This window comes from Enterococcus canis NBRC 100695 (genome assembly GCF_001544375.1).
GTDB classification, from domain to species: domain Bacteria; phylum Bacillota; class Bacilli; order Lactobacillales; family Enterococcaceae; genus Enterococcus_H; species Enterococcus_H canis.
The window spans coordinates 16,756-39,259 of sequence record NZ_BCQJ01000008.1; the positions used below are offsets into that span (position 1 = coordinate 16,756).

Genomic DNA, 22,504 nt, shown 5'->3' on the forward strand with positions numbered 1-22,504 from the left:
AGCTTTACGCCAAGAGGGCAAGTAACAACTCGCGGTCCCACCTCAATACTGTACTTTTTCACAAAAGCACACTCCATTAGTCTATGACTAGAGGGATAACGGGCCGCCGGTTTTTCCTACTGGATTCAGAAACGCAACTCACGGATGTGTTCTGACAAATGCTTCTGCTCTTTCACAGCTACCAAGAGCTCTCTTAAAGAAGGGGATCTGTCCTACTTGTTCCGGTCTTTGTTTTTGACTCATTTGATTTTGTGTTACTGTACCATACCTTACTAAGCTTGGTCAAGAAATTTTTCTCAATTTACGTATTTTTATTCTTAACTATACCGTCATGGCAGATTTTTAATTGTAACTTTAGTTAATAAATCGACTTTATGATGTATAAAAATTTAAATAAATTGAGGCGGAAGTGGTTATTCGGATGGGCAGAGGCTGGGATCTAACTTTTTGGGTGATACCTCACACTCGATAGCCGCAACTAAGCCTACAGTTAAATAGAGATTCGCAAAAAGTACAATGATGTTCGTTACACTTAACGGGCTAGCTTTAATAATCACCGCAAATAGTCAAAAAGCCTAGAATCTGATACACTATGAATGAATTGTATTTTGAAAGGAATGACAGGCGTGACTCCTAATCGGGAAGATTATCTAAAATTGATTTTTGAATTAGGCGGTGCTGATGAAAAAATCAACAATAAACAAATTGTGGCAGGCTTAGGTGTTTCTCCTGCCAGCGTCAGTGAAATGATTTCCAAATTGGTGAAGGAAGGTCTCGTGGAGCATTCGCCTTACCAAGGAGTCCAGCTGACTGAATCCGGTCTGGCTAAAGCCAGCAATCTGATTCGCAAACATCGCCTGTGGGAAGTCTTCCTAGTAGAACACTTGGATTATTCTTGGAACCAAGTCCACGATGAAGCGGAGGTTTTAGAACATGTGACTTCCGAGCGCTTGGCGCAGCATTTAGACGATTATTTGGATCACCCCGAATATTGTCCCCATGGCGGAATCATCCCCCACGCTGAGCAACCAATCCATGAAACGCAGCGGCAAACATTGACCGAGTTTCCAGTTGGTACCAAGATCCGGATTGCACGCGTATTGGATGAAAAGGAACTCTTAGACTACCTGGTTTCCATTGATTTAGGCATGGACGAGGAATACTTAATCGAAGAAATTGGTGCCTACGAAGGCCCTATCACACTGCATAACCCAGAAAAAAAAGTGGTCATCAGCTACAAAGCTGCTAGCACAATTTTTGTGGAACCACTTATTGAATAGGAGGAATCATAATGGAACAACCTGTTTTAATGACGATTTTTGGCGGAACTGGCGATCTTGCCCAACGCAAATTATATCCTTCCCTTTTCCGACTTTTCCGTAAAGGTCACATTAGTCAACATTTTGCCGTTATCGGAACCGCTCGGCGGGAATGGAGCGATGACCACTACCGGGAAGTCGTTCAAGAATCGATTCAAGATTTAAAACCCACGGAAGAAGAAGCCCAAAGCTTCAGCCAACACTTTTACTATCAATCTCACAACGTAAACGATAGTGAGCATTATAGTAACCTTAAAAAATTAGCGGATGATTTAGATGACCGTTACCAATTAAAAGGCAACCGCCTCTATTATTTGGCAATGGCACCGCAATTTTTCGGAACAATCGTACAAAACTTACAATCACAAGGCATCTTGACCGACAATGGCTTCAATCGCTTAATGATTGAAAAACCATTTGGCTCTGATTATGATTCTGCCTTTCAGTTGAATCAAGAAATCCGCAGCGTCTTCCCGGAAACCGATATCTTCCGGATTGATCACTATTTAGGTAAAGAAATGATTCAAAATATTTCCGCAATCCGCTTTGCTAACAATATTTTTGAATCACAGTGGAATAACCGCTATATTGAAAACGTACAAATCACTTTCGCTGAAGCCCTAGGTGTTGAAGATCGCGGCGGCTATTATGAAGAGAGCGGAGCCTTAAAGGACATGGTACAAAATCATATCCTGCAAGTTCTTTCCCTCTTAGCCATGGAACCTCCGGTGGTCTTCTCACAAGAAGCGATTCGACAAGAAAAAGTTAAGGCGCTACAGGCTATTCGTTTATATACGGAAGACGAAGCACTAGCAAATTTTGTCCGTGGTCAGTATGATCAGGGCGAATTAGATGGACAACAATTTAAAGCGTACCGAGAAGAAGCCAAAGTCGCCCACGATTCCGTTACCGAAACGTTTGTGGCCGGAAAATTCTTCATTGATAACTTCCGCTGGTCTGGCGTACCATTTTATGTCCGCACAGGTAAACGCCTTACCGAAAAAGGCACACGAATCAATATCGTCTTCAAACAAGTCCCTGTCAATGTTTTTAAAGATGATTACAAGAAAAAGCAACCGGTCAATGACCTGCCGCAAAATATTTTGACTATCTATATCCAGCCAACAGAAGGTTTCTCACTCACACTGAATGGCAAAGAAATCGGCCAAGGCTTCACCACCACACCAGTGAAATTAGATTATCGACAAAGTGCTGAGATGGTGGAAAATAGTCCCGAAGCTTACGAAAAATTGATTTTTGATGCCCTTAATGGTGATAGTACCAACTTCTCCCATTGGGATGAAGTCGCTCAATCATGGCGCATCGTGGATATTATTCGCCACGCTTGGGACAACCAAACACCAGATTTCCCTAACTACCAAGCCGGCACGATGGGACCACAAGCCGCTTTTGATTTATTAGCAAAAGACCAACATTCTTGGGCTTGGACACCAGATGACTGGTACCGTGAACGAGGAAAATTAGACTAAAATCTACAAAAAGAGCAGGATCAAACTTCTTATAGGAAGCTTGATTCTGCTCTTTTGCATTACTTTCTGTTATCAATATGCTGATGACAATTTATTATTTTTGTTCAAAACCTTCTGCTACGGCTTCTGGAAAATGGGCTTCCACAATATGGGCACAACGACCACATAAGGTTGGCAATTTAGGATCAACGCCAACATCAGTCCGAACAGAACGGCAACGTTCGCAAACTTCACCTTCAGCTTTACTTACCAAGATAGCTGTATCTTCAAAGACCATCGCTTCACTTGGCGCTGTTTCCGTACTGATTTCAAAACCAGAAACAATCAGCAATTGTTGGATATCAGCATCTAAGGCGGTCAATAATGTCCGCACTTGTTCCGATGGATAAACGGTTACTTTGGCTTCCAATGATTTACCGATCAGCTTATCATTACGAGCCACTTCCAGAGCTTTCAAGACCTCATCGCGGAAGCTCATGAAAGCTTGCCAAGTATCTAGTAATTCTTCCTGATTAGCGAAAATTTCATAGCCTGGCAACTCAGCCAATTGGACAAAGTCTTCGCTTTCTTTCAGGTAAGACCAGATTTCTTCAGATGTATGGGGAATGATTGGCGTCAATAATTTAGTCAAAGCTACCGCTGTTTCATAGAAAACAGTTTGCATGCAACGACGTTGGTAGTCATCCGCTGCTTCAATATAGACCACATCTTTAGCAAAATCCAAATAGAAAGAAGATAGATCTACTGTCAAGAAATTCATGATGGTCCGGTAAATGTGCAAGAAGTTATATTTTTCATACCCATTTTCGCGGATATCTTGGATGACTTGATTTAAACGAACCGTCATATATTTATCTACTGAGCGCCGTTCTTCGTAAGGAACAGCCATCGTTGGTTCAAAATCACTGGTATTCGCCAATAAGAAACGCATCGTATTCCGGATCTTACGGTAGACTTCCGCAACTTGTTTTAAGATATCCATTGATACGCGTACATCTGCTTCATAATCGACACTGGCTACCCACAAACGCAGAATGTCAGCACCCATTTGATTGATGACTTTTTCTGGCGCAATAGTATTGCCTAATGATTTACTCATTTTGCGGCCTTCGCCGTCTAACGTAAAGCCTTGAGAAAGCACAGCTTTATAGGGTGCGACACCATTGATGGCCACGCTTGTGGTGATACTAGAGTTGAACCAGCCACGATATTGGTCAGAGCCTTCCAAATATAAATCAGCTGGGAAGGTCAATTCAGGTCGTTGGCGCAGAACAGCTTCATGAGAAGAACCAGAATCAAACCAAACATCCATGATATCTGTTTCTTTCGTAAATACCCCATTTGGTGAGCCTGGATGCGTAAAGCCAGCCGGTAAGAGCTCTTTAGCGTCTCGTTCTACCCAAACTTTTGAACCAAATTCGCCAAACAATTCCGCTACATGTTCGATAGTTTCTGGCGTGATGATTGCTTCCCCATTTTCAGCATAGAAAATCGGCAATGGTACACCCCAGGCCCGTTGACGAGAGATCACCCAATCACCACGGTCGCGAATCATATTGTACAGACGGGTTTTGCCCCAAGGAATGATCCAATCAACCTTTTCGATTTCATCCAAAATGTTTTGACGGAAGGCATCGATTGAAGCAAACCATTGTGGCGTTGCCCGGTAAATAACAGGTTTTTTAGTACGCCAGTCATGAGGATAACTATGAGTAAAGAAGTCTAATTTCAATAATGCACCTTTTTCCGTTAATAATTCCGTAATCATCGGATTGGCTTTATCATAGAAGATCCCTTCAAAGCCAGGTGCTTCAGCGGTAAAGACTCCGCGACTGTCCACCGGTGATAACACATCTAAACCGTATTTTTTCCCTACGATATAGTCATCTTCCCCGTGTCCTGGTGCCGTATGGACTAAGCCTGTACCAGCTTCCAAGGTAACGTGATCCCCTAGCATTACTAAAGAAGTCCGATCATAGAAAGGATGTTGGCCGGTCATGTATTCCATGTCTGAACCTTTGATTTCCTTTAAGACTTGTACATCTTGCCAACCAATCGCTTCCTTGACAGTTGCCAATAGATCTTTAGCCACAACAAACTTGCGACCATCTGCTTCGATTTGTACATAGGTATATTCAGGATTTACCGAGATACCTAAGTTAGCTGGTAACGTCCAAGGAGTCGTCGTCCAGATAACAAATGAAGTATCTGTATCTAATAAATCTTTGCCATCAACTACTGGAAAAGCGACATAGATAGAGGGTGATTTAACATCTTTATATTCGATTTCCGCCTCAGCTAAGGAAGATTCACTAGATGGAGACCAGTAAATTGGTTTTAAGCCCTTATAAATATAGCCTTTTTCGGCCATTTTACCGAACACACGGATTTCAGCTGCTTCGTAGCTTGGATCTAAAGTTACATAAGGATGTTCCCAATCACCGGCAACACCTAAACGTTTGAAATCACTCCGTTGCGTATCGACTTGTGACAAAGCATATTCTCGACATTTTTCCAGGTAATCAGCCATCGACATTTCTTTCCGTTTGATGCCCTTATTTGCTAAAACCTGTTCGATTGGCAGTCCGTGGGTATCCCATCCAGGGACATACGGTGCCCGGAAGCCAGACATCGATTTGGAACGCACGATGATATCTTTACTGATTTTATTCAGTGAGTGCCCAATATGGATATTGCCGTTTGCATATGGCGGTCCATCATGTAAGACAAAAGCTGGTTTGCCTTCATTCAATTCTTGACGCTTTTGATAAATTTCTTTTTCATCCCATTCTTTCTGCCATTCAACTTCACGAACAGGTAAATTGCCTTTCATCGGAAAAGCTGTTTTCCCTAGATTCAAGGTTTCTTTCATTTTCATGATGCAGTTCCTCACTTTCTTTGTACAAAAAAAGCCTGCGCACCCCCATGCAGGGGCGAGCAAGCTCGCGTTACCACCCAAAATTCAGAGACTAAGTCTCCCTCAATGATCGGTATCGAGATCAGTCGCGCTTCCTTACTGATTTCAGGAAACGACGCATTAGATGATCTGAACACAAAATAGGGTCTGTCAATCTCGCACCATCATTGACTCGCTAAGAGAATATCTTGGTTCTTTCTGTTCTAATCCTTGGTTTTTACATCTTCAGTTTTTACTTCTTCAGCTTCAACGGTCGCTTCAGCTTCCGTCGCCACTTCAGTCGTTGCTTCTGTGTCTGAGTTTACATCAGACACTTTTTCTTTGTCAAGTGCTTCATCAGAAGTTGCTTCTTCTAAGACTTCCTTTAAGACTTCATGACTATCCGTTACATAAGCAGAAAATGGTTTTAATAGTTCCGTCCATTCTTCTGTTTTTGCTTGTTCTAATTGTGTTTCCAACATTAAGATCAAGCGTTGGTGGAAGACTTTGGTTTTCCGTTTCAAATCTTCCGTTTCACCTGCCAAGTGGCGGGCTTTTTCGATTGCATCGCCTAAAATTTCTTTTGCTTTGCTTTCAGCAGTCCGGTTGATTTGTTCGGCACGTTCCTGTGCTTCCTTAACCAATTGGTTGGCTTGACTTTCTGCAGTGCTAACAATGACTTCTGATTCTTTGTTGGCGCTGGTTTTAACTTTATCAGCCGTATCCTGTGCCACAATAATCGACTGATTTAACGCATCTTTCAATTCGTTGAAGTATTCCAGTTTTTCTTCTGCATGTTTAATGGATTTTTCTAACTCACGATTGCGCTGAACAACAGCTTCGTAATCACGAGTCACTTGATCCAAAAAGTCATCGACATCATCAGGATTATACCCTTTGAATTTTGTTGGAAAATTTTTGTTTTGAATATCTAATGGAGTTAATGCCATTGAACTCACCTCTTTAATTATTTCCTCAAAACACCCAATAACACACGATATTTCTCTTTTTTCGTCTTACCCTCTAATTCCTGGATTTGGACCCGACCGAACCCACGGACTGAAATGATATCCAGCAAATCCACTAAGAAATCTGGTCGGATATTTTCGGTCCAATTGACTTTCACCTTGCCTGCTTCAACCAACTGCTTTGAGCGTTGACGTGAAATATTATAAACAGTAGAGATAACCGTATCTAGCCGTAAAGAACTGAGCGTTGTCCGTTCTGGCGACCATTCATCTTTAGGAACGATAATATCGGTGTAGCCTCGCTCTTCCAAACGAACACTGATCCGGCCAATTTTATCAATTTGCGAGGTAACGTAATGTGCCACCTCATTGGCAACAAAAACCTGCCAACGTTCTCCATCCGAAATAATATCACCGAAATACTCTCGTTTTACCCCAACACTCATCATTGTGCCTAAAATTTTTCCATGGGACAAGGTCGCGAATTTTACCGGATAAACAATTTCAAACAAGGCAATGCCGTAGTCTGTCGTCTCCGGGGTGTAATAATCCGGATAGATTAAGCAGCGTTTGCGCTCTGCCTGCTCATAACCACCATAAAAAGTATAAGCTAGATCACTATTTTGACGAATGAGCGTTTCTAAAATATACATTTGGCGAGGATCCAAAAAATCAGTCAAAAAAGGGGCATATTGACTGGTCACTTGTTCCAGCCAATCACCCACTGTGTCGATAAATGGATGTTCTTCTTTTCGAAAATGTTGATAAACATTTGCATCCACTTGCCTCTACCCCTTTTACGCCTACACAAACATGCGTAGGATAATTGATAGTCCACCGGCCGCCAACTGTAGGACCACCACTGCTACGATAATCGTAAAATCAATCATCCCAATATGCAGATTCAAGCGGTCGAACAAACTCAAGTATGGTTCACTAATTTTAGCAATCAGTCTACCAAACGCAGAGTCATACGCGCCGGGAAACCATGATAACAGTGCATAGATCACTAAAATAAACGTGTAAATCTGCACTGCGTCATTCAATAAACTCAATAATTGATACAAATAGCAGCCTCCTAATTTAAATCAAACATCTGCTCATCTACTAAACTCCGAGCAGCACCATCGATCTCTACACTAGTCGGTGTGCAAAGGAAGATCTCGTCCCCAACTCGCTGGATGTCACCATCCATGGCATAGACAGTCCCCGTTAGGAAATCTACGATGCGGCGAGCTTGTGGCTCTTCTACGAGATGGAAATTAACTAATACCGCTTCATTCGCTAAGATATACTTGGCGATATTCATTGCTTCTGAATAAACTCTTGGTTCAATAATGCGAATTTTGTTATTATTGCTGGCGGTCGGTGCTTTGACCTCTTTTTTCATATGATTAGAACGGATAGACACAACCTTCTCTTCCTTCGGTTGTTCCGTTCTAGTCGTTGGTTGCGGACGAGTTTGCTGACGTGTTTCGCGAACAGGTGGTTCTGTTCGGTAACGATCAGAGGGACGTCCGCCCTGTGCTGATGTAGACGACACATTGACTAAGGCTGGTTTTGACTGTGGCGCGACGTAGTCTTCGTATTCATCATCAGACAGGCCAAAGAATGATGATAACGCACCCTTACTAAATATCGACATTGGCTGTCCTCCTTTATTCTTGATATAGTGCTGTTCCGATTCGGACAAAAGTAGCGCCTTCGGCAATCGCGATCGGGTAATCATTGCTCATGCCCATGCTTAATTCCGTACAAGGTGCATGTGAGAAATGACGAGCAGCGATCGTTTCTTGCAAAAGTTGCAACTCATGGAAATACTGGTGCAAGTCAGAATCAGTCGCATCATAGGGTGCCATTGTCATTAAACCAACAACTTCAATGTTCTCAAATGGTTGTAATTCCTCAATAAAAGTCAGCACATCCATTTTATTTAATCCCTGCTTTGATTCCTCACCAGCTATATTGACTTCCACAAAACACTTGATCGTTTTTTCAGCACGCTTATTGATTTCAGCCGCGAGTTTCAGGCTGTCTAGTGCATGAAAATAATCGATCCTATTTATAATCAATTTTACCTTTCTTCGCTGTAAATTGCCAATCAAATGCCAAATAATTTTGTTATTTGATAACGCATCCTGTTTCTCAATCATTTTATCGACTCGGTTTTCTGCCAAATGATAGATTCCCAGTTCTGGCAATTTCGCAGCTATTGCAGCATCGACACTCTTTGTAACGGCAACCAACGTTACAGATTCTGGTGGACGATGCACAGAAGCACATGCCAGCTCGATCTGAGTCTGGATATGCTTCAGATTAGAGTCCAACATGTGCTTCGCTTCCTTCCAGTCCTAGCGCTTTCTGCGGAAAAACGGTGGTGTATTCAATTCATCATCATCGTTGCTTGGTGCTTCTTCACGATTGAACGTTTCAAATTCTTTCTTTTCAATTGTTTCAAATGATGTTTCGTCAACACGCGGACGAACATTTTGGTCACGACGGATATCCCAGTCGCCAAATGCGCCATTTGTTTCTTCATCCGTCTTAGCCGGTTCCATATCTAGAACTGGTTTTTGTGGGACGGATTGGATTTGGCTGCTACGCGCGCGACTGCTTTTTTTTTCTTTTTTTGTTGGATCGATACCAGTTGCAATAACGGTTACGCGGATTTCATCTCCTAGTTCTTCATTGATTGAAGTACCCAAGATAATGTTCACGTCACCCGTTGCGGCATTGGCTACGATATCAGAAGCATCTTGCGCTTCAAACAACGTCATATCCAAACCACCGGTAATATTCAGCAAGACTTGTTCGGCACCATCGATAGAAGTTTCTAGCAATGGAGAAGAAATAGCTTTTTTAGTTGCTTCGATTACACGGTCTTCACCGCTGGCAACACCGATACCCATCAAAGCAGTTCCTTGGTTTTCCATGACAGTCTTCACATCAGCAAAGTCCAAGTTCACGTAACCCGGCGCAGTAATCAAGTCAGAGATTCCTTGAACCCCTTGACGTAATACGTTATCTGCTTCTCGGAAAGCTTCTAGCATTGGCGTCTTTTTATCAACAACTTCTAATAGACGGTTGTTAGAGATAATCAGTAAAGTATCTACGTTTTCTTTCAACAAGGCGATACCTTCAGCTGCATAGCGGCCACGTTTTGGTCCTTCAAAACTAAATGGACGTGTAACCACGCCGACTGTCAAGGCGCCTAAATCTTTAGCGATTTTAGCCACGACTGGTGCCGCACCGGTACCAGTACCACCACCCATACCAGCAGTGATAAAGATCATATCTGCACCTTGTAAGGCATCTTGAATTGCTTGTTCACTTTCTTCTGCCGCTTTTTGGCCGACTTCAGGTTGTGAACCGGCACCTAAACCACGAGTGTATTTAGGGCCTAATTGGATAACTGTTTCTGCTTTAGAGTTTTTCAACGCTTGCACATCTGTGTTAGCGGCGATGAATTCTACGCCTTTGACGTTTTCTTCGATCATACGGTTAACTGCGTTGCCGCCGCCACCGCCGACGCCGATCACTTTGATGACTGCACCGTTGTTGATGTTGTTATCAAGAGAAAATTCCATTATTCTGTATCCTCCTAGTCTTAATCAAAAATGTTTGAGAAGAAATCTTTGATCTTGCCTTTGACATCACCCTTTTGAGCATCGTCTTCCGGTGCGAACGTTTCTTCTGGTTCTTTGTAAGTGTCATAAGTTGGTTCTTGTACAGGTTGAACGGGTACGGTCTTTTCACCAGTGATGGCACTCTTCGTGATTTGATAAATATCACTTAAGTTAGCAGAATATTCCACTAAGCTAATCACATTGGAGAAAACTGGATTACGCAAGCCCATATGATTTGGCACGTACAATTTAACATTTGTTTCAAAAATTTCTTGTGCTAAATCGACAACGCCTGGTAGGCTAGCAGCTCCACCTGTTAAAACGACGCCGCCAGGAAGTTCCAAAGCATCGATTTCGTCTAGAACTTCTTTCGATTTCTTAAAGATTTGTTCCATCCGTGCTTCGATGATTTCTGACAAATAGCGTTCGTCAACTTTTACAGGTTCCGCTTTACCAATCACATCTACTGGGAATTCTTCGCTAGCTGATGTACGTTCTGGATAAGCATCGCCGTAATTGATTTTCAAGGCTTCAGCATTGTTAAAAGATGTATTCAAAACGATTGAGATATCTTTTGTAACAAACTCGCCGCCCTCTTGATTTACGTGAGTGAATTTCAATTGTTTGTCGTGCATCACGGCTGTGGTTGTTTGACCCCCACCCATGTCAATCACGATTGTACCAAAATCTTTTTCACCGTCAGATAAAATCGTTTCCGTCAAAGCTAGTGGGCTGATAAGCATTTCGCTTACTTGCAAGCCAGCTTTTTCCACACACTTACGTGTATTGTGAATGATAGTTTTAGGTCCTGTGAACACTAAACCAAACATTTCTAGGCGTACACCAATCATACCGCGAGGATCTTTGATTCCTTCAAAGCCATCCACTGTAAATTCTTGTGGGATGATTGTCACGATTTGACGTTCTGGTGGTGTTGAACGGACTAATGCTGCTGATGCCACATTGCGGACATCTTCATCCGTGATTTCTTTTGATTCACTGTTCACAGCGATCATACCTTGGCAGTTTTCAACTTCCAAAAGATTTGCTGGTAAGCCTACGCTTACTGTTGTAATTTTGATGCCGGCTTTTTCTTCGGCTTGACGTACGGCACGTTGAATGGCTTGAACGGTCTTATCGATGTCCACGATGATCCCTCTGTTCAACCCTTCTGATTTTGCATTCCCTACACCTATGATATTCATTTGGCCTTCAATAAATTCAGCCACGACAACTTTTACAGATGTTGTACCGATATCCAGCCCAACATACATTCCTGTCTTTGCCATGAACGGGGTTCCCTCCTAATAATTACGTTATACATACAAACAAAAAATGTTCGTTTTCATCGATTAGTTTTTTGATTGTCCACTTCTACCAATTCTACCATAAATCAAGGGTATTTAGAAAGCTGATTCTTGATTTATTCTCTTTATTTTTTCTTAATTTTCATTTTACTCTGCTTGATTTTCAACATCGTTTTCAGAGCTTTCAGTTTCGTAGGGATAAGAAAAGATTCCTGCCTCCATATCAATTACCCCAGACTCTTTCATTTGTTTGGCCACTTGAGGATAATAAGCCATCTTCTCTGCCAACGTTTCAATTGGCACCAACACCTGATTTTTATCATTCATGTACAAACGGACTAAATCTGGATTGGCTTTTGAAGGAGCATAATGGATTTCAGAGACTGCATTTTGCAATTCCGATGGCAGTTTCTTGAAGGCTTTTAAAAAACTTTCAATCGTCTTTTGTTCCTCAAAGCCCTCCAAAACAGGCAAATCTTTGCTGATTTTCTTTTGAGACTCTTCTAAGATAACACCATTTGCCAAGATTGGGTAGTACTCTTTTTTCCGTAATGACCAAGCAACTTCGGGATATTCCGTTACTTTTATCGCCAGTTCATTGGGGAATTGCCACTGGATTTGTGCTGATTGAATCCGCGGATTGCTCTTTTTGACAGCGGCCTCTGCTTGCCCACGGTTAGAAAATTGTCCCCATAGACCTGAGCCTAAGGTTAGTTTTGAAGCTTTCTCAATGTCCGCTGCTTTAATATGTTCATTACCGGACACCTTAACCACGCCAAGTTTACTATAAGGCGAAACATAATAAGTCAAGCCGATGATTGCAATCAGAAATGGTGAAATAATTAAAGCCATGCGTTTTAGTAACCGTCGATGCCGTTCCTTTTTCAAATTAGGCAATCGATCGGCAAAAGATTGCTTTCGCGGCAAAGGCTGCGTCTCTTCTAGCGGTGTCTCTTCTGTTTCCAGCTCCGGTTCAGCTGGCGCTTCTTCATTTGACAATACCTTAGGTTCCCAAGTTGCCTGCTCACCGCGCTCTTTTTGGTATTTCAGATTTTCTTTTTGCCATGGCGTGAGCGTTGACTCATCAGTATGCTTTTCATCTTCTTTATTACTGATGGGGCTCACTCCTTTCTACTTTACGATTTGTTGGACGACCTTCAGCAAACGGTCCGCCGCATCTGGAATTCCTTCTTTTCTAGAGGCATCAGCCATACGCTGGCGCTTGTCCTCATCTAGTAAAATACTTTCTATTGAATCTGTCAACCTTTCGCCAGAAAGATCATTGTCAGCAATCATCTCCACGGCGCCGACATTCGCTAAGCTTTGGGCGTTTTTAGTCTGGTGATCATTGGTAACATACGGACTTGGGATCAAGATTGCCGGTAGGCCCAATGCAGTAAACTCCGCAATCGAAGTAGCTCCCGCGCGTCCTACCATTAAATCAACATTTGCTAAAACTTCCGGCATCTGTTCAATATAAGGTACGACTTTAACATTAGTCAGTTGTTTTAACTGATCCGCCATTTGTTCTTGAAATGCTTGATAATAGCGCTCGCCTGAGGCATACAATACTTGATAATTTTTGCCTTCAAAATTGCCAACGGCTTCACTAAAGGCTTGGTTGATTTTCAAGGCTCCTTGACTGCCGCCAAAGATCACTGCTGTGGGTATTCCTTGCTGCAAATCGTACTGATTCAAAATCGTTGATTTGGCAATTCCCACTACCTCTTGGGCTCGGGGGTTCCCGGTCAAGACAACTTTTTCATCAGGGAAATAACTGGCAGCATCTGGAAAACAAATGGCTACACGATCAACGTATTTGCTTAAAAATTTATTGGTAATCCCCGGTACACTGTTCTGCTCATGGACAATTGTGGGCACTTTTAATTTAGCCGCTGCATAAACCACTGAACCTGATACATAACCACCCGTACCAATTACCACATCTGGCTTAAACTCTTTAATTATTGCTTTCGCTCTACTAATACTATTTAGGAAGAGGTAGACCGTCCGAAAATTTTCTGGACTAAGCGAACGCTTGAAGCCTTGAATTTTGATGGTCTTAAAAGGGACACCTGCTTGCGGGACTATTTTGCTTTCCAAGCCACGCTCAGTACCGACATATAAAAACTCTGTATCTGGTTGAATTATCTTCATGTGTTTGATAAACGAGAGTGCCGGATAAATATGGCCGCCGGTGCCACCACCTGTCATTAAGATTCTCATTGTTCCACCTCTTTTTTCAAACGAGCTACTGCTTGCATAAAGCGCTCGCCACGAATTTCAAAGTTGGTGTATTGATCCCAGCTGGCATTGGCTGGAGATAGGAGAATCGTATCTCCAGGTTCAGAGTAACGATAGGCAATAGGCACGGCCGTTTCGGCATTTTCCGTCAATTCAATTACCGCTACGCCAGCTTTTTCAGCCGTCTTTTGTAATTTTTCTTTCGTTTCGCCAAAAAGAACGATTGCTTTCAACCCGGTTAAATAGGGTTCTAATTCATCAAACTCATTGCCTCGGTCCAAACCACCAGCCAATAAAATCAAATTGGAACGTTCAAAGCCTGCTAGAGCTTTCTCAGTTGCCAAGCTATTAGTCGCTTTTGAATCATTATAAAAACGACGACCGTTGATTTCGCCAACATATTGTGTTCGGTGTGGTACACCCGTAAATAGACTTAACGCATGCCGGATGGCAGCGGTAGGTACTCCTCGTAATTTTGCTACTGCAATAGCCGCTAAAGCATTTTCGATGTTATGACTTCCCGGCACGCCTAAATCACTTGCTGGCATGATTTCTTCTTCCAGATAGAATAATTTCCCTTCAGCCAGATAGGCCCCCGCCACTTTTTCCGTGGTGGAAAATGGTACCACCGTAGCCTTAGTTGACTTGGCTAATTCTCGTAACTCCACTTGATTAAAATTTAAAATCAACTGGTCAGCCGCCGTCATATTTTCTTGAATACGCCATTTTGCTGCTACGTATTCTTCTCGTGTACCATGATAATCAATATGTGCTTCGTATAAATTCGTGATTACCGCGATTTGCGGATGGAACTGTGTAATGCCCAATAATTGAAAACTAGAAAGCTCCATCACCAGCTCGTCATCTTTAGTTGCCTCTTGTGCGACGGAGCTAGCGGGAAAACCAATATTACCTGATAAACGAGCCAACCCGTTTGCTCGCTCCGTATTCAGTAATTGGGCAATCATGGTTGTCGTAGTTGTTTTACCATTCGTGCCAGTGATACCGATAATAGGACATTCCGCAATCTCATAAGCCAATTCAACTTCTGTAATAATTGGGATTCCTTTTTCTTGAGCTTTTACGACTAACGGATTGGTATATGGAATACCGGGATTTTTGACCATCAACGAGAAATCTTCATCCAATAATTCAATTGGATGACCACCCGTAACAACACGAATACCCAAGCTTAATAAGTCTTGGGCGTCAGGGTTTTGATCAAATTGTTTACCGTCATTTACTGTTACAAATGCCCCTAGCTCATGCAGCAAAAGAGCCGCACTTACGCCGCTCTTTGCTAACCCTAAAACTAGGACTTTTTGGTTTTCATAGTTCGTCACTTTTTTCATCTTACTGTTCTCCTTAGTAAAGAATCCATAAGGTCAATGCGGAGCATAGGAGCGCCACCAGCCAAAAGATCCCGTCGATTTTCCATTCGGTCCAACCGCTCATTTCGAAGTGGTGGTGGATCGGTGACATTTTAAACAAGCGTTTGCCTGTTAATTTGAAGGATGCTACTTGCAGCATCACACTGGCAGTTTCAATCACATAAACTAGTCCCACCAGAAGTAATGTCCACTCTTGCCGCAATAAAATCGAAATAGCAGCTAACAGTCCCCCTAAAGCAAGGGAACCAACATCTCCCATAAAAATTTTTGCTGGTTTACGGTTATAAGGGAAAAAGCCAATCAGGCCACCAATAATACTCAAACAAACGATGAACACATCATACTGTTGTTGCTTCCAAGCAATAATGGCGTAGGTGGCAAACGAAATCGTCCCTAGCCCGGAGACTAGGCCATCAATACCATCGGTTAAATTAACCGCATTGGAAAAGCCTACTAGCCAGAAGATTACAAACAAACTGTAAAGAATGCCCATAGGAATTTCCACAACACCAAAGAAGTTTAAGGAGTCTGGAAACTGTTCGCTTCGATAAACAAAGTAGAAAACGACCGCACCTAAAATTTGACCAATTAGCTTTTGTAATGAATTTAGGCCCATATTGCGTTTACGGAATATTTTGATGAAATCATCTAAAAAGCCTAAAGCACCATATAAAAAGAGGATGAATAGTAGGATGAACAAGGATGGTGTCAATTCTTTCGACCAAGCACCCACCCAAATCGCTGTCACAAAAGCACTAACGAGGAATACAAAGCCACCCATCGTAGGGGTACCAGCTTTACTGTTATGCCACGTTGGTCCTTCTTCACGAATACTTTGCCCTTGCTTCTTCATCTGAAAATAGCCAATGAATAACGGCATTGCCGCAAAGGTGATCGCGAAACTACTGGCGATCGGTAAAAATATTTTTGTCCACTCCATACTATCTCTCCTAAAATTCTGCTTATTGACTCAAGGTAACGGTCAACTGATCTGTGACCTTAGCCCCCGGAGCAATGCTTTGTTTGGTTGCGTATCCTTCACCCTCGAAGGAAACCGTGATACCCAAAAGTTTTGCTAAATGGGTAATATCATTTTTGGACCAATCTGTGATATCTGGCATCAAATGCTCGCCACCTGTCAGCAAGATCAGTCGCTGATTTGGTAATAATTTTTCGCCAGCCTTCGTTGACTGTTCGCTGATTTTTTCGCCATTACCGATTACTACCGGCTCCAAGCCATTACGACGCGCATCGCTAGCAGCCTCGTCTCCAGAAAGATTACGATAATCGGCTACTTCAACTTTTTCTTCTGCCAAATCTTCTGTTACTTGCGCATCTTGATCTTCCAAATCCATTGCTCGTTTCAATAGCGGGTTAGCAATCGTTGCGATTGAGGTTTTATCATAATCCTGAGTTGGATGCTGCATTGTAATGTAGAGAATGTAGCGCGGCTGATTAGCTGGCACCATTTCCACAACGGAATAAATGTAGTTGGTACCTTCTAAATAATACTCACCAGTTTCAGGGTTGTAGATCTGTGCCGTCCCGGTTTTAGCTGCCACATGCTCATCATTCACTTTATAAACATCATAAGCCAACCCATATTCTGGATCTTCTGTCGTATCAATCATAAATTCTCGCACAGTTTTAGCTGCCTCTGCACTAACGGGTTGTCCCAAAACTTCAGGTCCAATGACCCGTTCTTTATTTTTCTGAGTATCCACGATTTTACTAATAAAATGTGGTTGGAGCATCGTACCATCATTGGCGATTGCAGTGAAAGCTCGCATCATTTGGAAATTAGTCACTGAGACCTGTTGTCCAAAAGCACTCATAGCCATATCCACGGCGTTATTAGTTGGGACTGAACCGGATGATTCTGGGGTCAATCCCGAGTTGGTACTTTGACCAAAATCAAACCGATGTAAATAATCTAGCCACTTGTCTCCTAATTTTTCTTGCAAGTGGACCATCCCAACGTTACTGGACCATGATAAGGCTTGTCGGTAGGTTAGGTACCCCTTTTCACCAAAGTCCCAGTCATTGATCGTCGCGTCATACAATTTAATCGTACCCGCTTTAAATGTTTCGTTGGGATCCACTACGCCTTCATTCAAGGCTGCAGCCATTGTCAAAATTTTCATAGTTGAGCCTGGCTCGTATGCGTCTTCTACTAACATATTGCGCCATAGATCATCATTTTTCAGTTGCTTTTCTGGATCAAAAGTCGGGCGTTGACTCATTGCCAAAATTTCTGCAGTGTCAGCCTTCATTAGGATTGCCGTCATATTTTCTGGTTTAAATTTTTTGTTTGCTTGATCCATTAATGTTTCTAGATAAGATTGCAAACGGGCATCCAGGGTTGTGTAAACGTCTTGACCATCTACCGCTTTCTTCTCTTCAGCGACCGTTCCAGGTAATGGATTCCCATATTGGTCTTTTTCATAATAAATCTTGCCATTGGTTCCGCTCAAGATATCATTAAAGGACTTTTCAACCCCCATAACACCAGTCAGGCCTTTACTTTCATTTTCAGCATCAGCTGGTTGTACAAAACCAATAAAGTGGGAAGCAAAGGTCCCATTAGGATAGATGCGTGCAGGATGCTCACTGAACTGAATCCCCTCCACGCCGGCTTTTTCAAGATCAGCTTCCATTTCATTTTTGGTATTTAAGGAAATATTCTTGCCGTCATTACCAAACTCGACTTGGAAGACTTCTTCACCAGCTTTTTTACGATCCATACCATTGTTTAAGTATTCTAGCGTTTTGCTTTCTTTGATTTTCAGATATTTCTTAAAAACTTCCGCTACCTTAGCAAAGTTTTTCTCTTCTAAATATAACTTCTTTTTTTCCAAGCCCGTGTAAGTTTCATCAAGGATAGCGTAAACAGAGTAGGACGTTGCATCTTCTGCAATCGGATTGCCAAAACGATCCAAAATCGACCCTCGTTTGGCTTGGACGACACGACTTCCTTCATATAAAGCTTGAGTCTTTGCCTCTAAAGATTCGCCAGCGACTTTTCCTACTACGACTACATAAGTCAAACGGGAAGCAAACAAAAAGAACAATCCAATACTCGTACCAAAAAGAATGATTCCGACTTTTTTGCGATTGTTCATTGGGTTTAGATTTTTATTACGAATGTACTGCTTAATTTTTTCGGTAACTTTCATTATTTCACTTTCCTTATATTATCCGCATGATCTTTTAAGCCTTTTTCTTTGGCGATCTTTTGGACACGATCAGCACGGCTCAGCTCCCCTTTTTCTTGTTCAAGGCGCGTAATATCCGTTTTGGTCGTATTCACTTCATTTTGGATTTGACCGATATCAGTCAAGGTTTGGTTCACAGAGGTGCGCATTTGGATCGTCATTACTGCTAAGGCGACACCAGCTACGACTAATGCCATTACTACGATTCGTTCTAAATAGGTAATATGACGTAGTTTTTTCTTTGGCGAGGTGGTGGTTACTTCTATTTCTATGGGTTGATCTTTGGCTGGTTCTGCAATAACCGGAATATCCAATTGATATTCTTCGAACTTTTTCAATTCAGCCATGAGCTTACCCCTTCCTAGTCTTTGGTTTTTTCTGCAATTCGCAGTTTAGCACTGCGAGAGCGATTATTTTCAGCTAATTCTGTTTCGCTGGCCATAATAGGTTTCCGATTCACCAGCTTCAAGATTGGTTGATACTCCTCTGGCACCACAGGTAATCCGGGTGGCAGATCTTGAGGTGTACTATATTCTTTAAACATGGTTTTAACGATACGATCTTCCAATGAATGGAAGGTAATTACGCTGATGCGGCCACCCTTTTTGATTATGTGAATGGCTTGCTCTAAAGAGTCTTCAACGGCACCTAGTTCATCATTCACTGCGATTCGAATTGCTTGAAAAATTCGTTTAGCCGGATGACCACCTTTACGGCGAGCCGGTGCGGGTATCGCAGTCTTAATAATTTCAACTAATTCACCAGTTGTTTCGATTGGGGCTTTAGCCCGAACTCGTTCGATTTCACGCGCAATTTGTTTTGAAAATTTTTCTTCCCCATAACGGTAGAAGATTTTTACTAAATCGTGGTATTCATAGTCATTGACTACTTGATATGCACTCAGTTCTTGCGACTGATCCATTCGCATATCTAACGGAGCATCTTGATGATAGCTAAAGCCGCGAGCGGCTTCGTCTAATTGTGGGGAGGAAACCCCTAAATCATATAAGATTCCATCTACATGATGAACCCCTTCGCTTTCAAGGCGTTCCGTCAAATAACGAAAATTAGCTTTGATAAAGGTGACCATTTCTTGCTCGACAAATGGCGCTAACCGCTCTTTAGCATGGTCAATGGCTTTTTGATCTTGATCGAAGGCATACAAATGGCCTTTTTCAGACAACTGAGACAAAAGGTATTCACTATGCCCTGCACCACCCAAGGTACAGTCTACATAGATGCCATCTGGTTTGATGTCTAATCCATCAACCGTTTCCTTCAATAGTACTGTATAGTGTTGAAATGTCTCTGCCATCTTCGATCCTCTTTCTAAAAGCCAAAATCAACCATTGTTTCTGCAATCGCATCAAAATCAGCTTCGGCCTCAGCAGAAAATTCCCGCCAGCGACTTTCATTCCAAATTTCAATTCGATTTGAAACCCCAATAATGGCACACCCTTTTTCCAAACTAGCATGGGTCCGCAATGTTTGAGGAATGTTGATTCTTCCTTGTTTATCAATTTCACATTCAGTAGCGGCTGAATAGAAAAAGCGTACAAATGTCCGCGTTTCCTTTTTCGCCATTGGCAATTCTGCTAGTTTTTCTTCCAGCTTTTGCCATTCGCTGAGAGGATAGCCAAATAAACAGCCGTCCATGCCACGGGTTACGACGAAACGTTCGCCGAGTTTTTCGCGAAGTTTTGAAGGCACGATTAATCGGCCTTTTGCATCGATATTATGTTGAAATTCACCCATAAACATCTAGACTTCACCCGCTTCCCCCACTCGATAAAAACAGTCTACCACAATCCACCACTTTCTACCACCGGAAATCAGAAGGCATATGTATATAAATTGTTATTTAAAAAAAATGTAATATTTTTTAACTGTTTATCATCTTAGAAAAGCTTGCTATAACGCAGAAATAGGCGGGTCCTCAGATCCGCCTACAGTGAATGTATAATATTCAAAATGATCATTAACAGATACACGATCAAGGTGATCAAAAAAGTCAATCGCCAGAACATCTTGAAAAAACGACGATACTCCAAGTCGCCATAGTAGTAGGCATGAAAAACGGCTACCCCAATCCCTACTAATAAGATGGTAATCAAAAAGTAAGGCACAATGGAGACCGCAAACGTATCCCTGGAAACTTCATGGAGACCCAGTAATAGAAAAGGCGTTGCTATATCCGGTGTCCGGATGTGGAACCGCTCTGTCAAAGAAAAAGTGGAGATCAAAAAATTACAGGCAAATAGAACAATAACTGGAAATACATACCAAAAAAGCATAGCCGCTGACAACAAATACATTCCCTCACAATCTCTTTTCACTATTGATACTATACTGTATAAACATTACATTGGTGTTTCATTTACTTTAAAAATCTCTTTCGCTTATAAGAAGGTTTTCTAACAGCCAAGATTGCTCGTTTCCGTTATACTGAAAGAGAAGGAGGCGAGACATGTGCTGAACTTTTTAGCGCTGCAAGAAAACCAATTTATCAACCAACATGAGGATACAAAGGATGTCGTGTGGATCTGCGCGGAGCAGCCTACTAAAGAAGAAATCGATTATCTGATTTCGACTTATCAGTTACCTCATGATTATGTTACCGGGATTCTAGATGATGATGAAAATTCGCGGTTTGAAGGACTTCATCAAAATTCATTGGAGGAGCCTGCGCTCTTACTATTGCAATACCCCGTGAAAAGTCTCAGTCCTAGCGGATACAACCAACTGAATACTTATCCATTAGCACTGATTATGACAACGAATAATAAGGTCATTAGCGTTGCCAACCACCCTGCTGATTTTATTCAAAAAGCCATGAATAGTCAATATGATCTATCAAAGGAACATTTACAAGAAGAAATCGTCGTACATCTTGCTTGGTTTTTATCGCTTTCCTATAATGACTACTTGAAAACTTTAGGTGAAAAAACTGATAGTTTAGAAAGTGAATTGCAGGTCACTACTCAAAATAAACAGCTTTATCAAGTCATGGACTTCCAGAAAAGCCTCGTTTACTTTGAGGCCGCTCTAAAAGCCAATCGAGATGTGTTGGGAGCTCTCTACAAAGCTCGGGTGTTTGAAAATTCTCAACAGCATCTCCCCCGTTTACACGATGTCATCGTGGAGACCCGGCAGGCGCTGACTACCACGCAAATTCAAATGCAGATTGTGGACAAGATCAGCGAAACCTTTTCAGCCATTGTTTCCAATAATCTAAACAACGTCATGAAGATTTTGACTTCTTTGACAATTGTTTTAACTATTCCAACGATTATTGGCGGCGTTTTCGGTATGAACGTCAAGCTGCCCTTTGCTAACCGTGAAGATGCCTTTTGGTGGATTTTCATTTTAACTACCATTCTTTGTGTGCTAGCCATTCGCACATTGAAAAAAAAGAACCTTTTGTAGCAACTCTCTTGTGAATTTTGCCAAATCATTGTACACTACTCAATGAGCAAAGGATGTGGCATAGCATGAACGATAAAAAAATGAGTCGTTTTCAAAAAATCACAAAAGTAGTCGTCTGGTTAATGCTGATCGTAACTATCGGTTCTGCAATTTTAGCAGGCATCGCAGCGGTCATGTAGTAACGCCTGTAAGCAACAAAAATACCCAAACACTAGCAATTCCTCGATAGTTGCCAGTGTTTGGGTATTTTTTAGTTATACAGAACTAATGATCTGATTCGACTTTCTGTAGCTTTTTATAGTTGATCAAGACCACACCATTACTTTGATTGACTAATTCAGCATTGTCACGTGTTTCATCTATCTCTACAACAGCTGAATTTTTTAGTTGCTTTGCGACCCGCCCCGTTTGCGGACGGCCATAGACGGTGAAAGTCACAGGTGTATCGACACTGAAGGCTTTACCCAGGTCTGATGGCCCAACATCCGGAGTTTTTCTTCCAAAAGTTGCCATAAAAAACCTTCCTTTCTCCTATAGCTTATCACAAATATCAAAATAAAACACATGTTTTGAAAAAAGCATCTTTTTTACTTTACATTTTTCAAGATTCATTTTATAATTC

General features: G+C 41.9%; 22 protein-coding genes and 1 other annotated feature. Of the genes, 4 read left to right on the forward strand and 18 right to left on the reverse strand.

The annotated features are described in order from the left end of the window. Nucleotides 1-10: 10 nt before the first annotated feature. Nucleotides 11-238 (reverse strand) — a binding site (T-box leader). A 388-nt stretch (nucleotides 239-626) separates the two neighbouring features. Both efaR and zwf read left to right on the forward strand, forming a co-directional pair. After that, entirely contained in the window at nucleotides 627-1,280 is a 654-nt protein-coding gene (gene efaR / locus ECA01S_RS10910; RefSeq protein ID WP_067395303.1) for a transcriptional regulator EfaR, read from the forward strand. A gap of 11 nt (nucleotides 1,281-1,291) precedes the next feature. After that, nucleotides 1,292-2,809, forward strand: a complete 1,518-nt coding sequence (gene zwf, locus ECA01S_RS10915) for a glucose-6-phosphate dehydrogenase (protein WP_067395306.1) — start codon at nucleotides 1,292-1,294, stop codon at nucleotides 2,807-2,809. 94 nt (nucleotides 2,810-2,903) lie between these two features. Here zwf and ileS read toward each other — a convergent pair whose 3' ends face one another. The 17 genes from ileS to ECA01S_RS11000 all read right to left on the reverse strand — a co-directional run bounded on the left by ileS (nucleotide 2,904) and on the right by ECA01S_RS11000 (nucleotide 20,771). Continuing rightward, a complete protein-coding gene (gene ileS, locus ECA01S_RS10920) occupies nucleotides 2,904-5,687 on the reverse strand; it encodes an isoleucine--tRNA ligase (RefSeq protein ID WP_067395309.1) in 2,784 nt (927 codons plus the stop codon). A gap of 242 nt (nucleotides 5,688-5,929) precedes the next feature. Further along, nucleotides 5,930-6,655, reverse strand: coding sequence for a DivIVA domain-containing protein (locus ECA01S_RS10925; protein WP_067395312.1), 726 nt, complete (start codon nucleotides 6,653-6,655; stop codon nucleotides 5,930-5,932). A gap of 17 nt (nucleotides 6,656-6,672) precedes the next feature. Continuing rightward, nucleotides 6,673-7,455 carry a YlmH family RNA-binding protein gene (locus tag ECA01S_RS10930; protein ID WP_067395315.1) on the reverse strand — a complete coding sequence of 261 codons (783 nt, stop codon included), beginning with the start codon at nucleotides 7,453-7,455 and terminating at the stop codon, nucleotides 6,673-6,675. Nucleotides 7,456-7,476: 21 nt separating this feature from the next. Next, nucleotides 7,477-7,740, reverse strand: coding sequence for a YggT family protein (locus ECA01S_RS10935; RefSeq protein WP_245631219.1), 264 nt, complete (start codon nucleotides 7,738-7,740; stop codon nucleotides 7,477-7,479). Between the two features lie 11 nt (nucleotides 7,741-7,751). Further along, the gene (locus ECA01S_RS10940) at nucleotides 7,752-8,318 is read right to left on the reverse strand and encodes a cell division protein SepF (protein WP_067395318.1); all 567 of its coding nucleotides are present in this window, start codon (nucleotides 8,316-8,318) and stop codon (nucleotides 7,752-7,754) included. 13 nt (nucleotides 8,319-8,331) lie between these two features. Beyond that, nucleotides 8,332-9,003, reverse strand: a complete 672-nt coding sequence (locus ECA01S_RS10945) for a YggS family pyridoxal phosphate-dependent enzyme (protein ID WP_067395321.1) — start codon at nucleotides 9,001-9,003, stop codon at nucleotides 8,332-8,334. A 21-nt stretch (nucleotides 9,004-9,024) separates the two neighbouring features. Beyond that, a complete protein-coding gene (gene ftsZ, locus ECA01S_RS10950; RefSeq protein ID WP_067395324.1) occupies nucleotides 9,025-10,260 on the reverse strand; it encodes a cell division protein FtsZ in 1,236 nt (411 codons plus the stop codon). A gap of 20 nt (nucleotides 10,261-10,280) precedes the next feature. Then, the gene (gene ftsA / locus ECA01S_RS10955; RefSeq protein WP_067395327.1) at nucleotides 10,281-11,588 is read right to left on the reverse strand and encodes a cell division protein FtsA; all 1,308 of its coding nucleotides are present in this window, start codon (nucleotides 11,586-11,588) and stop codon (nucleotides 10,281-10,283) included. A 165-nt stretch (nucleotides 11,589-11,753) separates the two neighbouring features. Then, nucleotides 11,754-12,731, reverse strand: coding sequence for a cell division protein FtsQ/DivIB (locus tag ECA01S_RS10960; RefSeq protein WP_067395330.1), 978 nt, complete (start codon nucleotides 12,729-12,731; stop codon nucleotides 11,754-11,756). Between the two features lie 6 nt (nucleotides 12,732-12,737). Then, nucleotides 12,738-13,832: an undecaprenyldiphospho-muramoylpentapeptide beta-N-acetylglucosaminyltransferase gene (gene murG, locus ECA01S_RS10965; RefSeq protein WP_067395333.1), complete on the reverse strand. Its 1,095-nt coding sequence runs from the start codon at nucleotides 13,830-13,832 to the stop codon at nucleotides 12,738-12,740. Then, nucleotides 13,829-15,202, reverse strand: a complete 1,374-nt coding sequence (gene murD / locus ECA01S_RS10970) for a UDP-N-acetylmuramoyl-L-alanine--D-glutamate ligase (protein ID WP_067395335.1) — start codon at nucleotides 15,200-15,202, stop codon at nucleotides 13,829-13,831. The genes murG and murD overlap by 4 nt, the downstream gene beginning before the upstream one ends. Before the next feature lie 13 nt (nucleotides 15,203-15,215). Further along, entirely contained in the window at nucleotides 15,216-16,181 is a 966-nt protein-coding gene (mraY, locus tag ECA01S_RS10975) for a phospho-N-acetylmuramoyl-pentapeptide-transferase (protein WP_067395336.1), read from the reverse strand. Between the two features lie 22 nt (nucleotides 16,182-16,203). After that, nucleotides 16,204-18,417, reverse strand: coding sequence for a penicillin-binding transpeptidase domain-containing protein (locus ECA01S_RS10980; RefSeq protein ID WP_067395337.1), 2,214 nt, complete (start codon nucleotides 18,415-18,417; stop codon nucleotides 16,204-16,206). Continuing rightward, on the reverse strand, nucleotides 18,417-18,803 hold the full coding sequence (gene ftsL, locus ECA01S_RS10985) for a cell division protein FtsL (RefSeq protein WP_067395339.1): 387 nt from the start codon (nucleotides 18,801-18,803) through the stop codon (nucleotides 18,417-18,419). Before ftsL ends, ECA01S_RS10980 begins: the two co-directional genes overlap by 1 nt. A 14-nt stretch (nucleotides 18,804-18,817) precedes the next feature. Next, nucleotides 18,818-19,771: a 16S rRNA (cytosine(1402)-N(4))-methyltransferase RsmH gene (gene rsmH, locus ECA01S_RS10990; protein ID WP_067395342.1), complete on the reverse strand. Its 954-nt coding sequence runs from the start codon at nucleotides 19,769-19,771 to the stop codon at nucleotides 18,818-18,820. 14 nt (nucleotides 19,772-19,785) lie between these two features. Continuing rightward, entirely contained in the window at nucleotides 19,786-20,217 is a 432-nt protein-coding gene (gene mraZ, locus ECA01S_RS10995) for a division/cell wall cluster transcriptional repressor MraZ (RefSeq protein WP_067395345.1), read from the reverse strand. A gap of 185 nt (nucleotides 20,218-20,402) precedes the next feature. Then, nucleotides 20,403-20,771, reverse strand: coding sequence for a DUF3397 domain-containing protein (locus ECA01S_RS11000; protein WP_067395348.1), 369 nt, complete (start codon nucleotides 20,769-20,771; stop codon nucleotides 20,403-20,405). 154 nt (nucleotides 20,772-20,925) lie between these two features. On the opposite strand from ECA01S_RS11000, the gene ECA01S_RS11005 reads away from it, so the two are divergent. Together ECA01S_RS11005 and ECA01S_RS13915 are read left to right on the forward strand one after the other, a co-directional pair. Next, on the forward strand, nucleotides 20,926-21,882 hold the full coding sequence (locus ECA01S_RS11005; RefSeq protein ID WP_067395351.1) for a magnesium transporter CorA family protein: 957 nt from the start codon (nucleotides 20,926-20,928) through the stop codon (nucleotides 21,880-21,882). 65 nt (nucleotides 21,883-21,947) lie between these two features. Continuing rightward, a complete protein-coding gene (locus tag ECA01S_RS13915; protein WP_071858985.1) occupies nucleotides 21,948-22,061 on the forward strand; it encodes a DUF4044 domain-containing protein in 114 nt (37 codons plus the stop codon). 85 nt (nucleotides 22,062-22,146) lie between these two features. On the opposite strand, the gene ECA01S_RS11010 is transcribed toward ECA01S_RS13915, so the two are convergent. Beyond that, entirely contained in the window at nucleotides 22,147-22,395 is a 249-nt protein-coding gene (locus ECA01S_RS11010; protein WP_067395354.1) for a hypothetical protein, read from the reverse strand. Nucleotides 22,396-22,504: the final 109 nt, after the last annotated feature.